The organism is Pseudomonas sp., from assembly GCF_030690725.1.
Taxonomy (GTDB): Bacteria; Pseudomonadota; Gammaproteobacteria; order Pseudomonadales; family Pseudomonadaceae; genus Aquipseudomonas.
This window is the reverse complement of sequence record NZ_JAUYGD010000054.1, coordinates 63,869-76,886: the sequence shown is the minus strand read 5'-3', so window position 1 is coordinate 76,886 and position 13,018 is coordinate 63,869. Positions and strand designations below refer to the sequence as shown.

The 13,018-nt window shown below is 63.4% G+C and carries 15 protein-coding genes; 1 reads left to right on the top strand and 14 read right to left on the bottom strand.

Translation table 11 applies throughout. The features are described 5' to 3' along the window. From Q8O69_RS14030 to Q8O69_RS13990, 9 genes are all read right to left on the bottom strand, one after another. Nucleotides 1-755, bottom strand: a 755-nt coding sequence (locus Q8O69_RS14030) for an aromatic amino acid ammonia-lyase (protein WP_305592929.1), incomplete at its 3' end; no start/stop codon positions are given. Then, entirely contained in the window at nucleotides 736-1,674 is a 939-nt protein-coding gene (locus Q8O69_RS14025) for a glycosyl transferase (RefSeq protein ID WP_305592928.1), read from the bottom strand. The genes Q8O69_RS14025 and Q8O69_RS14030, both read right to left, overlap by 20 nt. After that, the gene (locus tag Q8O69_RS14020; protein WP_305592927.1) at nucleotides 1,671-2,405 is read right to left on the bottom strand and encodes a glycosyltransferase family 2 protein; all 735 of its coding nucleotides are present in this window, start codon (nucleotides 2,403-2,405) and stop codon (nucleotides 1,671-1,673) included. Before Q8O69_RS14020 ends, Q8O69_RS14025 begins: the two co-directional genes overlap by 4 nt. After that, on the bottom strand, nucleotides 2,398-4,068 hold the full coding sequence (locus Q8O69_RS14015) for an acyl-CoA synthetase family protein (protein WP_305592926.1): 1,671 nt from the start codon (nucleotides 4,066-4,068) through the stop codon (nucleotides 2,398-2,400). The genes Q8O69_RS14020 and Q8O69_RS14015 overlap by 8 nt, the downstream gene beginning before the upstream one ends. Next, complete coding sequence (locus Q8O69_RS14010) at nucleotides 4,065-4,610, bottom strand: hypothetical protein (protein WP_305592925.1); 546 nt, start codon at nucleotides 4,608-4,610, stop codon at nucleotides 4,065-4,067. Before Q8O69_RS14010 ends, Q8O69_RS14015 begins: the two co-directional genes overlap by 4 nt. Continuing rightward, complete coding sequence (locus tag Q8O69_RS14005) at nucleotides 4,610-4,870, bottom strand: acyl carrier protein (protein WP_090380641.1); 261 nt, start codon at nucleotides 4,868-4,870, stop codon at nucleotides 4,610-4,612. Before Q8O69_RS14005 ends, Q8O69_RS14010 begins: the two co-directional genes overlap by 1 nt. Before the next feature lie 11 nt (nucleotides 4,871-4,881). Continuing rightward, the gene (locus Q8O69_RS14000; protein ID WP_090249897.1) at nucleotides 4,882-5,142 is read right to left on the bottom strand and encodes a phosphopantetheine-binding protein; all 261 of its coding nucleotides are present in this window, start codon (nucleotides 5,140-5,142) and stop codon (nucleotides 4,882-4,884) included. Then, on the bottom strand, nucleotides 5,117-5,932 hold the full coding sequence (locus tag Q8O69_RS13995; protein WP_305592924.1) for a 1-acyl-sn-glycerol-3-phosphate acyltransferase: 816 nt from the start codon (nucleotides 5,930-5,932) through the stop codon (nucleotides 5,117-5,119). The genes Q8O69_RS14000 and Q8O69_RS13995 overlap by 26 nt, the downstream gene beginning before the upstream one ends. Next, a complete protein-coding gene (locus Q8O69_RS13990) occupies nucleotides 5,905-6,621 on the bottom strand; it encodes a beta-ketoacyl synthase chain length factor (RefSeq protein WP_305592923.1) in 717 nt (238 codons plus the stop codon). The genes Q8O69_RS13995 and Q8O69_RS13990 overlap by 28 nt, the downstream gene beginning before the upstream one ends. A 227-nt stretch (nucleotides 6,622-6,848) precedes the next feature. On the opposite strand from Q8O69_RS13990, the gene Q8O69_RS13985 reads away from it, so the two are divergent. Continuing rightward, nucleotides 6,849-7,619 (top strand): ParA family protein, encoded by a 771-nt coding sequence (locus tag Q8O69_RS13985; RefSeq protein ID WP_305592922.1) that lies wholly within the window; start codon nucleotides 6,849-6,851, stop codon nucleotides 7,617-7,619. A 58-nt stretch (nucleotides 7,620-7,677) separates the two neighbouring features. Here Q8O69_RS13985 and Q8O69_RS13980 read toward each other — a convergent pair whose 3' ends face one another. The 5 genes from Q8O69_RS13980 to Q8O69_RS13960 all read right to left on the bottom strand — a co-directional run bounded on the left by Q8O69_RS13980 (nucleotide 7,678) and on the right by Q8O69_RS13960 (nucleotide 12,951). Continuing rightward, entirely contained in the window at nucleotides 7,678-8,478 is an 801-nt protein-coding gene (locus Q8O69_RS13980) for a universal stress protein (RefSeq protein WP_305592921.1), read from the bottom strand. An 88-nt stretch (nucleotides 8,479-8,566) separates the two neighbouring features. Beyond that, on the bottom strand, nucleotides 8,567-9,010 hold the full coding sequence (locus tag Q8O69_RS13975) for a PaaI family thioesterase (protein ID WP_305592920.1): 444 nt from the start codon (nucleotides 9,008-9,010) through the stop codon (nucleotides 8,567-8,569). Nucleotides 9,011-9,117: 107 nt separating this feature from the next. Then, a complete protein-coding gene (trxC, locus tag Q8O69_RS13970) occupies nucleotides 9,118-9,552 on the bottom strand; it encodes a thioredoxin TrxC (protein ID WP_305592919.1) in 435 nt (144 codons plus the stop codon). A 60-nt stretch (nucleotides 9,553-9,612) separates the two neighbouring features. Next, nucleotides 9,613-10,890 (bottom strand): bifunctional O-acetylhomoserine aminocarboxypropyltransferase/cysteine synthase, encoded by a 1,278-nt coding sequence (locus Q8O69_RS13965; RefSeq protein WP_305592918.1) that lies wholly within the window; start codon nucleotides 10,888-10,890, stop codon nucleotides 9,613-9,615. 264 nt (nucleotides 10,891-11,154) lie between these two features. Further along, nucleotides 11,155-12,951, bottom strand: a complete 1,797-nt coding sequence (locus Q8O69_RS13960) for an SLC13 family permease (protein ID WP_305592917.1) — start codon at nucleotides 12,949-12,951, stop codon at nucleotides 11,155-11,157. Nucleotides 12,952-13,018: the final 67 nt, after the last annotated feature.

The following is a 13,018-nucleotide window of genomic DNA, read 5'->3' as shown; positions in this document are numbered from 1 at the left end:
TTGGCGGCGAACAGGCGCTCGTCGAAGTGCTCCGGATTGCCCTCCAGCGCCACCACGTTAAGCGCGGTGATGCGCGTCGCCAGCTTGAGCAGGTAATCGGCGCGGGAGAACGCCTGGCAGGCCAGGGCGGTCATCACTGCGGTGCCGTTCATCAGCGCCAGGGCTTCCTTGGGGCGCAGGGTCAGTGGCGTCCAGCCGAGTTCCTTGTGCACATCGGCGGCGCTGCGCCGCTCGCCTTTGAACATCACTTCGCGTTCACCGGATAGGGTGGCGGCGACATAGGACAGCGGCGTCAGGTCGCCGCTGGCACCCACCGAGCCTTCTTCCGGAATCAGCGGCAGCACATCAAATTCGAGAAACGCCTGCAGGCGTTCCAGCAGTTCCACGCGCACCCCGGAAACGCCCTGACACAGCGACTGCAGCCGCGCGGCCAGCACGGCGCGGGTGCTGGCTTCATCCAGCAGCTTGCCCAGGCCACAGCCATGGAAGGTGTAGAGGTGGCGTGGCAGAGCCTCGACCTGATGCAGCGGCACGGCCACCACGCAGGAGTCGCCGTAGCCGGTGGTAACACCGTAGATCACGCCTTCCTTGTCCAGCAGGCTGTCGAGGAAACGCGCGCCCTTGGCGATTTTTTCGCGGTAGGCGGCATCGCTTTGCAGCTGCGCCGGGGCGCTGCGGCTGGCCAGGGCGACGACCTGCTCGATGCTCAAGGGGCGCTCGCCAAACACGATGGGATCAGGCTGATTTGTCGTCATCTTCATTCCAGAACGGGTAGAAATTGAACCATTGCAGGGGCGCATCCAGACAGCGTTGCGCGAGCTGGTCGGCGTAGCGCTGGGTCCAGTGGCGGATCACCTCGTCCCGTTCGCTGCGCTTCCAGTGCAGGCGCTCGGCGAAGGATTCGATGATCACCTGATAGCGTTTGTCGATTTTCAGGCAGTGAATCAGGTTGACCGGGCATTGCAGCAGCCCGGCCAGCAACCACGGGCCTTGCGGGAAGGCGGCGGGCTTGCCGAGGAAGTTCACGTTGACCTTGCGGCTGCCCTTGAGCGGTACGCGGTCGCCGGCAATCGCCAGCCATTCACCGCGCTCCAGGCGCTCAGACAATTGCAGCATGATTGCCGCGTCCAGTTCACTGACCTGAATCAGGCGCAGGTGGGTGGCACCGGCCTCGCCGAGCAGGCGGTTGAACTGTTCGGCGTGTTTGGTGTGCACCAGCACGTTCATCGTCACCTGCTCGCCGAGTTCGGCCAGTGCGCGGCAGACTTCCAGATTACCCAGGTGTGCGGCCACCAGCATCTGCCCACGGCCTTGCTGGTGCAGCTGGGCACAGGCGTTGCCCGGGTCGACCAGGGTCACCTGCTCCAGGCCGAGCTTGCCATTCCACACATCGAGCTTGTCCAGCAGGGTGTCGGCGAAACTCATAAAGTGGCGCAGCACCGACAGGCGGCTGGGCTGCAACTCGGTACGGCCGCTCCAGTTGGCCAGGTTGCGCTGGTACTGGCGGATGCTGCGCCGCGCCTTGGCACCGAACAGGTAGAAATACAGCACGATCAGGTACAGCAGTGGGCTGATCAGCCGACGGCCGAGCAGACGTGCCAGCACTGCAGTGAATTTCATCAGGATAAAGCTGCCGCGCTCACGCTGCCCGGCCCAGTGCTGCTGGCCACTCATGCCTGCCACCTGCGCCAGAGAATCTGCGGCGCACGCAGCAACATGCCGAAGAACAGCTTGGTGTGCATCTTCGAGATCAGCGCGTTGTCGTGCCACAGGCGAAAGTGTGAGAGACCGTCCAGCGGGTAATGCACCTTGGTCGGCAGCCAGTGCATCGGCTGATTGCGCCAGGCCAGGCGCACCAGAATCTCGGTGTCGAAATCCATGCGCTTGCCGATGTTTACCGCGTCGATCAACGCCAGGGTGGCCGGCAGCGGGTACACGCGAAAGCCGCACATGGAGTCGCGGATGCTCAGCGACAGGGTGTTGATCCACACCCATACGTGGGTCAGGTAGCGCGCGTAGAGACGGCCCTTCGGCACGCTCTCGTCGTACTGCGGATAGCCGCAGATCAGCGCCTCAGGGGCGGCTTGCGAGGCGTTGATAAAATGCGGCAAATCACTGAGATCGTGCTGGCCGTCGGCGTCCACCTGCAGCGCATGGCTAAAGCCCAGGCACGCCGCTTCACGCAGACCGGCCATGACTGCGCCGCCTTTGCCTTGATTGACCGCCAGGCGCAGCAGATAGGTATCGGGCTGGGTGGCCAGCTGATCCATCACAGCCGCGCAGGCCGGGCTGGAGGCATCGTCCACCAGCACGCAGGGCAGGCCGGCCGCATGCAGCGCGGCGACCACCACGGGCAGCGCGTGTTCGTGGTTGTAGACCGGAATAACGGCGCAGGGCTTATGCACTGGCGGCTCCCAGCAGAATCCGCCCGGATGAGCAGGCCGCTTCGCCATTGCGGAACGCGAAGTACAGCTTGCCGCGTGCGGCGTCGAAACGCAGGGTCAGTTGCAGCTGATCGCCGGGGCGCACCAGTTGCTGGAATTTCAGCACTTCCATGCCACTGAAGCGCGGCGGCAGGTCTTTTATCAGGCTGCGCGCCAGTTGCTGCGCCCAGTCGACCTGCACCACGCCGGGCAGTACCGGGGTCTGTGGGAAGTGCCCGGTGAAGTGCGCGAGATCCAGCGGCACCACCAGCTCCAGCTGCCATTCGCCGTCCTGTTCGACAGCCGACAGCGGCGCCACTTGGGTCGGGCGTGGCTCGGCCAGTAGTGCTTCGACTGTGGCTTGCGCCAGCTTGCCTTGGTTGTTGTAAGGCAGCTGCGCGAGCAGGCGCCAGCGCCGGGGTAAGGCGATGGCTTCGCAATGACCGGCCAGATGGCGGCGCAGGGTTTCGGTGACGGTCTTGCGCCCCTGGTTGCGCAGTGCGTGCAAACCGGCTGGGCTTAGGGCGACCAGCGCGCCGAGGTAGGCGCGGCCTTCCTGCACCACGCCGAGGCGTGCATCGCAGAGCCATTCGTGGCTGCTTAGCGCCTGTTCGAGCATGGGCAGGGAGATGCGTTTTTCTTCCAGCTTGATAATCCGGTCCATGCGGCCGCGCAGGGCGAAGCGACCGTCGGCCTGCAGTTCCACCGCATCGGCGGTCTGCTCGCGGTGGCCGGCCGGCAGGTAGGGAGAGGTCAGGTGCAGCGCACCTTCGTCGTTCTGCCCCAGGTCGATTCCGGCGAAGGGCGTCCACAGTTCGCCGCCCTGGCGCCAGGCAATGCCGCCGGTTTCCGAGCTGCCGTAGATTTCCGTTGGCGATTGACCAAGTAGCGTGTGCAACTCGGTGGCGGTTTCAGCTGGCAGTGCGCCGCCGGAGGAGAACACCTGACGCACCGCACGTAGCGCTGGCCAGTTGAGGTTATCGCCCATTCTCTTCAACAGAGCCGGGCTGGCGACCCAGGCAAAGTCGCTGCCGCTGGCCAGGCTTTCGCGCTGTAAGTCTTCGGGGAATGGCTGGGCGCGGCGCAGAAAGGCGCGGCCGGCGCAGAGTGGCCAGAGCACGCGAAACAGCAGGCCGTAGATATGCTGGGTGGCGACGCTGCCAAGGATGGTCGCGCTGCCCAGTTGCTCGCCCCACAGTTGCTCCAGGGCGGTGACTTCATTGGCCAGCTGGCGCAGGGATTTGTCGATCAGCTTGGCTTCGCCGCTGGAACCGGAGGTGCACAGGGTCAGTCGGCGCTGGTCGAGATCAAGCGGGGCCGCTGGCAGCGCAGCGCTTTCGGGACTAAGCAGGTCATCTAGATTGTCCAGCCAAAGGTCGCACTGCGTAGTCATGCGTTGGCGGGTTTGCGGCTGGGCATCGGCCGGCAGCAGTACGGCAATCCCGGCGCGCCAGGCGGCCAGCAGGGCGATGGCCAGTTCAGTGGCATCGTCGAGGTACAGCGCCAGGCGTTTTACGCCACGGCCTTGCAGCTCAGCCGCCAGTTGCAGGGCGTGCTGGCGCAGCTGGGGCTGGTCCAGGTCCGCGGTTACTGCGCGACCTGGGTGGGCTTCGAGCAGCAGGTGCTCGAGGGGCAGCCAGTTCATTCATGTCTCCTTACACGCTGGCGCACCAGCCACTCACCGGCAAACAGCAGGCCCATCAGGCCGTAGGCAATCAGCCCGGTATACAGCGTCCACCAGCTCAGCGGCGCCCAGAAATTCAGTGCCACTACCACCAGGCCGTTGGCCAGGAAGAACCAGGCCCAGACGGCGGTGACCAGGCGCGTGTAGCGTATCGCCACTTCCGGCAGCTGCGGCTCGGTCAGGCGCGCCAGGCGCTCGATCAGCGGTGGGCCGAACTTCAGGCTCAGGCCGAACAGCGCCAGCAGCAGGCCGTTGAGCAGCACCGGATACCAGCGCAGCAATTCAGGTTCACCGGCCAGGCCCAGCAGCAGGCAGAAGCCCAGGGCCACGGCGGTCATCCAGCGATTGCCCGGCTTGCCCCATTGGCTCAGCGCACGCACCAGCCACAGGGCGCCGAGCACGGCGGCGAACAGGCGTGGCGACAGATGCTCCATGCCGTAGTACACGGCAAAGGGATAGAGCAGCCCGGCCAGCAGCAGGAGCAGGCCAAATAGGCGACTCATTATTCGCTGGCTGGGGCGTTGACCAGCTGCAGCACCGCCTCGACCACGTCACCGACGGTGCGCACAGCCTTGAACTCTTCGGCCGCAAGCTTCTTGCCGGTCTGGCGCTTGATATGGTCGATCAGGTCCACAGCGTCAATGCTATCGATCTCAAGGTCCTGATAGAGGTTGGCTTCCGGCGTAATACGTTCGGCGTCCAACTCGAACAGCTCGACCAGCGCGTCGCGCAGGGTGTCGAAAATCTCTTCACGGGTTTGCATCGGCGGCTTCCTCAGGCGGTCTGTTGCGATGACACGAATGCCGCCAGGCTGGCTACGTTGGCAAAGTGCTTGCGGGTGTCTTTGGCTTCGGCGTCGATCTTGATGCCGAAACGTTTCTGGATCGCCAGGCCGAGTTCCAGGGCGTCGACCGAGTCCAGGCCCAGGCCTTCACCGAACAGGGTCAGGTCGGCGGCGATGTCTTCGGCAGCCATGTCTTCCAGGCCCAGGGCGTCGATGATCAGGTTTTTAATTTCCAGCTGTAAATCGCTCATCTTTGGCGAGCTCCTTCATAAAGTGTTGGTGCAGAAAATCGTTGAGTTTGCGTGAGGCTATCGGCGGCGGCCCCATGGCATTGAACTGTTGTGGGTCAATATCCTCGCCTACGCGCAGGCGAATGTGAAAACGGCGCGACGGAATGCTGTACCAGGGCTCGGCTTTGGTCAGCGTAGTGGGGCTGACGCTGATCACCACCGGGGTAACGATGCGCGCACCGCGAATGGCGATAGCCGCCGCGCCACGGTGAAATTCCGGGGCCTGCCCCGGCGTGGTGCGCGTGCCTTCGGGGAAGATCACCAGGGTCTGGCCGCTTTGCAGGGCGCCGGCCGCTTCGTCGAGCATGTCCATACTGCCGCTGTTGCTGATGTAGTGGGCCGCGCGCAGGGGGCCGCGCATGCTCGGGTTATCCCACAGGCTCTGTTTGACCACGCAGTTGGCATCGCGAATAAAGGCGATCAGCACCACCACATCGATCAAGGAGGGGTGATTGGCGATGACCATCTGCCCCGGCTGGCCGAGGCGTTCGATGCCTTCGACCTCGTAGGTCAGCACGCCGTTGCGGTACATAAAGCGCACGAACAGGTAGAAGGTCTTGCTCACCACCGCGCGGGCGCGGGTGCGCCGGCTTAGGGCATCACCCGGTAGCAGGGCCAGCAGCGGGAAGATCAGTACGCGCAGCAGCACGCCGCCGATACCGAACAAGCTGAAACTCAGGGCCGTGGCAAGCAGCCGCCAGACATAGGGCGCGCTGTAACGGCTCAGGCCTTGTTGCGTGACCAGGTCCATTGTCGGCTCTTCCAGTGGTGCTGCAGGGTCGGCTGATCGCTGCACAGGGCGCGGACCAGGTTAAGAGCGTGGGGCCATTCGCTGCTGGCGCCGTTGGCTCGGCTCAGTTGTAGCTGCCAGTCATCCCCCGGCGTCAGCAGCAGGCCGACGGTATAGGGAAACGGCACATCATTGATAAAAGGCGCGTAAAGCTCGGGAGGGGTTTCCTCGGCAATCACCAGCAACACTGCGGGCGCGCCGTCATGGAGCATGCCGCAGGCTTCCAGTATGGCGTTTTCCAGGCCATCGCCAGCGCCGGCCAGGGCGGTCATCTCGCTGTGATCGCCGCGCTGGATCGACCACAGGCCGATGATCGCGTTATGCACCGAGAGGCTGAACTGGGTCGGCGACAGCGGCTCGCCATGCGCCAGGTCGCTCAGAATCGTCAGGGTGCGTGGGGTTTCGCCATGCCGACTGGCGAACACCATGGGTAATTGAGGGTGCGCTTCGGCCAAGGGCCAGGCGACGTGAAAGGCCATCCGCGCCAGGCGGCTTAAGCGTCTGCGCTGCATGGCTGGCAGCGCGCTGACATCCGGTTGCTGGCCGGCATCGACCAGGCGCGAGGGTGCCTGATGCCAGGCGCACCAGTCAGCCGTGCTGTCCAGGCCAGGGGCCCAGGCACGCCATTGTTCGATCCTGAAATGTGTCACGCGGTGCGCGTCCGTGTCAGCTACAGCCAGCCGCAACCAGCGGAGGGCTTGGCAGCAGGTGTGGCGAAGTGCTGGCATTATCCAGACCGTGCGGGCCATGCGCAAATCTGTGGCCTGCTGTTCTGACCGGAGGCGGCGCGGTTTTGCCGAAAATCTCGCCCTTGTCACGTAGTTTGCATAGAATCCGGGACCACTTCGGGGTTTATGCGGGATTCAGGGGGTATTTCATGCGGCGCGTGATCTTCAATCAGAAGGGCGGTGTGGGTAAGTCCAGTATTGCCTGCAACCTGGCCGCGGTGAGCGCTTCCCAGGGCTATCGCACGCTGCTGATCGACCTGGATGCCCAGGCCAACTCGACCCATTACCTCACCGGCCTGACCGGCGAGGACATTCCCATGGGCATTGCCGAGTTCTTCAAGGGCACGCTGTCATCGGCGCCGTTCGGCAAGAAAGGCAGCGTGGATATCTACGAAACGCCGTTCGACAACCTGCATGTGGTCACTGCCACCGCCGAGCTGGCCGATTTGCAGCCCAAGCTGGAGCAGAAGCACAAGATCAACAAGCTGCGCAAATTGCTCGAAGACCTCAGCGAGGATTACGAGCGGATTTACCTGGACACCCCGCCGGCGCTGAACTTCTACACCGTCTCCGCGTTGATCGCCGCCGACCGCGTGCTGATCCCGTTTGATTGCGACAGCTTCTCGCGCCAAGCGCTGTATGGCCTGCTGCGCGAAATCGAAGAACTCAAGGAGGACCATAACGAGGGCTTGGAGGTGGAAGGCATTGTGGTCAACCAGTTCCAGCCGCGTGCCAGCCTGCCACAGCAGCTGCTCGATGAACTGATCGCCGAGGGCTTGCCGGTGCTGCCGGTCAACCTGATGAGTTCGGTGAAGATGCGCGAATCGCACCAGGCTTGCACCCCGCTGATCTACCTGGACCGCAGCCACAAGCTGACCCAGCAGTTTGTTGAGCTGCATGACCTGCTTAACGCCAACTGATCGTTACGCGGACAACAAAAAAGCTGCCTAGGCAGCTTTTTTGTTGTCCGCAGGATATCTACCGAACGACGTAGATATCGCAAGGCGCCTTGTGCAGAAAATGCTGCGCCAGGCTGCCGAGCAGGGCTTGCGACAGCGCGCTGCGGCCGTGGCTGCCGAGTACCAGCAGTTCGGTGTTGGTGCTTTTCAGGCGCGCTTGCAGGCAGCGCAGGATGCCGCCTTGCTCTACCGAGTGGGTCAGGGTCGGGCCTTGCTCCGGCAGGTTCTGCGCTTCGTCTTCCAACAACTGATTGATCAGGGCTTTCTGCGTGGCCAGTTGCGCTTCGACCTGCTTGGGCGTGCCCTTGTCCGGCTCGAACACATGCAGGGCGTGCAGTTCGGCGGTTTCCGGCAGCAGGCGGTAAGCCTGGCCGAGGGCGCTGCAGGCGCAGAGCGAGAAGTCGATGGCGGCCAAGGCGCGCTCATAGGGGCGCGAGTCGTTACGCGCGACCAGCAGCAGCGGCACCGGGCAATTGCGGGCAATGCGGTCGAGGCTGGTGCCGGAGAAGAAGTCGTGGCGCTGGTGATGGCCGCCGAGCACCAGCAGGTCGCAACCCAGCTCATTAAGCTGCTGCAACACCACTTCCGAAGGCTTGATGCCGGTGCGGATCAGCAGCTGGCTGCCGGCCGGAGCGTACTGGGTCAGGCTGCGGTCCAGTGCCTGCTTGGCCTGCTCATGTTCCTGGCTGCTTTTGCTCGGGTCGAGCACATGCAGGATGGTCAGTTTTGCGTTGAACTGCTTGGCCAGCTGGGTGGCGCGGCACAGCGCCATATCCGCAGTGTCGCGCAGGTCGTGGGCAATAAGGATGTGACTGGGCATGGTCGGCGCTCTCCTGCCGATGCATGTCGGCACATTTATTGTGACCTCGAGTCATAGCTGGACTTTTGACCCAGGGCAAGGTCAGGTGTCAGCGTGCGCGTAATTGATACAGACCGCGACTCTCGACCACTACTTCACCACTCTCATCGGTTAGCTGCAACTGTAAAACATACTCGGCTTTGCCGAGTTCTGTTGCCTGCTTTTGCAGGTGCTGGATTTCTTCCGCCGTAAGGCGTGCTTCGACCCAGATATCGCCGCTGGCCGGGCGGCGAAAGCGCAGGTTCATTTCCTTGACGATGGGGTAAAAACGCTGGGCATCGAAGCTGGTGAGAAACAGCGCACCGCCGGGAATTTCCGCCAGGGTGAACAACGCGCCGGCGTACATGCTGCCGATATGGTTCTGGTTACCCGTCAGCGGCATGCGTAGGTGCACGTGACCCACTTCCAGCACTTCGGCCTTGAGGCCGCTGCGTTGGACAAAGGCGATCTGTTCCTCGGTGAGCTGGCGTACCAGTTCGATTGGCATCGTCATGCTTGGCTCCACACCTGTTGTTGTGCAGCCAGCCTAAAGGTTGGTCGATGGCAGGGTAATGACCGCGGTGGCGGCGTGTGATTGACCAATCCGCTCAGCGCGGTCTGTCAGATACCCTGCTGACGCAACCAGCCGAACAGTTGCGGCAAGGGCATGGCGCCGCTCTGGCGGGCAACTTCCACACCGCCCTTGAGCAGGATCAGCGTGGGGATTGAGCGGATGCCCATCTCCGCCGACAGTTGCGGGTTGGCTTCGCTGTCCAGCTTGCTCAGGCGGCAGTGGCCCTGCAGCTGCGCGGCGGCTTGCTCATAGATGGGCGCAAAGCTGCGGCAGGGGCCGCACCAGCTGGCCCACACATCAATCAACAGCGGCAGGTCGCCTTTGTTCTGCGCGTCGAAATTGGCCTGGGTCAGCTCGAAGGGTGTGCTTGGTAGCACCTCCGATTTGCAGCGGCCACAGCGCGGCGCATCGCCCAGGCGCTCGGCAGGAATACGGTTAAGGCCGTTGCAGTGTGGGCAGGGGATCAGCAGAGGGTTGGACATGGGCGACTCCAGGGGCGGTTACCCCTTATCTGGAGTCGCTTGCGCGGATATCAAGGGCGATCAGCCCGCCGCCGCATCCAGTGCTTGCGCCAGGTCGGCGAGGATATCGTCGCTGTGCTCGATGCCAATCGACAGGCGCACCATGTCGCGTGGTACACCGGCGCGCTCCAGCTCTTCGTCATTGAGCTGGCGATGGGTGGTCGAGGCCGGGTGGCAGGCCAGCGATTTGGCATCGCCGATGTTCACCAGGCGCACCACCAGCTTGAGTGCATCGATAAAGCGCGCGCCGGCAGCCTGACCGCCGACGATGCCGAAGGAGAGGATCGACGCCGGCTTGCCGCCGGTGTAGCGCACGGCCAGCTCGTGCTCGGGATGATCGGGCAGGCCGGCGTATTTGACCCAGGCCACTTGCGGGTGGTTTTGCAGGTAGTGCGCGACCTTCAGCGCGTTCTCGCAGTGGCGCTCCATGCGCAAGGCCAGGGTTTCCAACCCCTGCAGGATAAGGAAGGCATTGAACGGCGACAGCGCCGCACCGGTGTTGCGCAGCGGCACCACGCGGCAACGGCCGATAAAGGCGGCCGGACCGAAGGCCTCGGTGTAGGTCACGCCGTGGTAGGACGGGTCGGGCGTGTTGAGCAGCGGGAAGCGCGCCTTGTTGTCGGCCCAGGGGAACTTGCCGGAGTCGACGACTATGCCGCCGATGCTGGTGCCGTGGCCGCCGATGTATTTGGTCAGCGAGTGCACGACGATGTCTGCGCCATGCTCGAACGGCCGGCAGAGGATCGGCGTGGCCACGGTGTTGTCGACGATCAGCGGCACGCCATGGCGGTGCGCAGCTGCGGAGAGGGCGGCGAGGTCGACGATATTGCCGGCCGGGTTGCCGATGGACTCGCAGAACACCGCTTTGGTGCGCTCGTCGATCAGCGCTTCGAGGGCGGCGATGTCGTCATGGGCGGCGAAGCGGGTCTGGATGCCGAAGCGCGGCAGGGTGTGGGCCAGCAGGTTGTAGGTGCCGCCATAGAGCTTGGCTACCGAGACGATATTGTCGCCGACCTCGGCCACTGTCTGGATCGCGTAGGTGATGGCGGCCATGCCCGAGGCTACGGCCAGAGCGCCGACGCCGCCTTCCAGCGCCGCCACGCGCTCTTCGAGCACGGCGTTGGTCGGGTTCATGATCCGCGAATAGATATTGCCGGCGACCTTCAGGTCGAACAGGTCGGCACCGTGCTGGGTGTCATCGAAGGCAAAGGAGCTGGTCTGGTAGATCGGCACCGCCACCGCCTTGGTGGTCGGGTCGGGGCTGTAACCGGCGTGGATGGCCAGGGTTTCCAATTTCATGCGCGCGTTCCTTCAGGGCAGATTGAAGGTTGGCAGCATGGGCAAAGCAGCAAGGCCCGGTCAATGCGCTGGAGCAATGAAACGGGCCTTGGGTTAGATCGATATATTCGCCGCTTATGCCGCTAACAGGCCGCTGAAAACTACCTGCGTTGCCATCGCGGCGTTAAAAACAGGCTCAAAATGCTCATTTACAGCTCGTAAACTGCGCTTTTTCGCCTGTTTTTGCCTTGCGCTGGCTGCCTCGCCTACGTTTTCAACGGCCTGTTAAACCGGCGTTAGCGGGAAGAACCAAGGGATGACGAAACTGGCCACTACCCACCGCAGCAGGTTGAGCGGGATGCCGACTTTCATAAAGTCGGTAAAGCGATAGCCGCCGGCGTTGTAGACGAAGGTGTTGGTCTGATAGCCGATGGGTGTGGCGAAGCTGGCGCTGGCAGCGAACATCACCGCGACCACAAAGGCGCGCGGGTCGACGCCCAGGTGCTGGGCCATGCCGATGGCAATCGGCGTGACCAGCACGGCCACGGCGTTGTTCGACAGCACTTCGGTGAGGATCGAGGTGAACAGGTAGATAAAGCTCAGCATTAGCAGTGGGCCAGCCCAGGGCATCAACCCCATGACATTGCTGACCATCAGGCCGACCAGGCCAACTTTGTCCATGGCGATGCTGATGGCCAGCATGCCGAAGATCAGGCTGAGGATCTTCCAGTCCACTGCCTTGTAGGCGTCTTCCACATCCAGGCAGCGGGTCGCCAGCACGGTCACCGCGCCGATGATCGCCAGGCCTTCGATGGGCATCACGCCGAACGCGGCGAGGATCATCACCGCCAGGGTGGCGATGATCGCAATTGGCGCCTTGTCGCGGCGGAAGGCGCGTTCCTGCACGGCGTTGAGGCTGATCAGTTCGCCGTTGTCGGCGAAACGCTTGATCTGCGTTGGCGTGCCTTCCACCAGCATCACGTCGCCAAACTGCAGCTCGAAATCGTCGAGGTTGCCCTGAATATTCTCGTCCTGGCGGTGCACCGCTAGGACGGCTATGCCATAGCGCGCGGTCAGGTCGAGGTCACGCATCGGTCGGTGGCTGTAGCGCGAGTTACGCCCGACGATGGCCTCGGCAAGAATCACGTCATGGCTGCTGATGGTTTCGAAGGCGTCGCTGCGGTTGAAGATCAGATGGCCGCTTTCGCGCAGCTCCACCACATCCTTGACCTGGCCGTGCAGCACCAGGCGGTCGCCGCTGGCCAGTAAGGTGTCGGCAGCGGGTTCGGTCAGCTCCAGTTCCTCGCGAAACAGTTTCAGCACCAACAGGCCGCTGCCGCCGTTGAGGTTGGCTTCGTGCAGAGTTTTGCCGATTACCGGCGAATCGTGCGGCACCAGCAACTCGGTCATAAAGGTGCGGTCCAGATCCGGGCGCAGCTGCTTGGACAGGGTTTCGCGGTTAGGCAGCAGGTGGCGGCCGATGGTCAGCAGGTAGAGCATGCCGACACTGGCCAGGATCAAGCCCGCGCCGGTGATCTCGAAAATGCCGAAGGGCGCCAGGCCGGCCTTGCGCGCCACGCCGTCGACCAGAATATTGGTCGAGGTGCCGATCATGGTCAGGGTGCCGCCGAGGATGGTGGCGTAGGACAGCGGGATCAGCAGTTTTGACGGCAGGGTGCCGGCGCGGCGGGCCAGGGCGATCGCCACCGGGGTGAGGATGGCCACCACTGGGGTGTTGTTCAGGCAGGCGGAAATTACCAGGGCGGTAACGGTCAGCCCGGTAAGCACACGAATCGGGCTGGTGCCCACCAGATTGCCCAGCCAGTTGCCGAGGGCGTCGATGCAACCGGTGCGCTCCAGCGCGGCAGACAGTACAAACATGCAGGCGATGGTCACCGGTGCCGAGTTGCTCAGCACGCTGAGCACTTCCGCAGGCGTCAGCAACTGGGTAATCAGCAGCGCCGCCACAGCGATAGCCGCAACAATGTCCGGGCTCCACTTCTCGCGCACAAAGGCGTACAGCACCCAGACCAGCAGGGCGCCGACAAACAGCAGGGGCAGAGGAAGAGAGTCCCAGAACATGAACATCCTTAGCGTGCGAATCTCGTGTGAGGTATCGGGCGCGCCAATCCAGACGGGCGGCCACGCA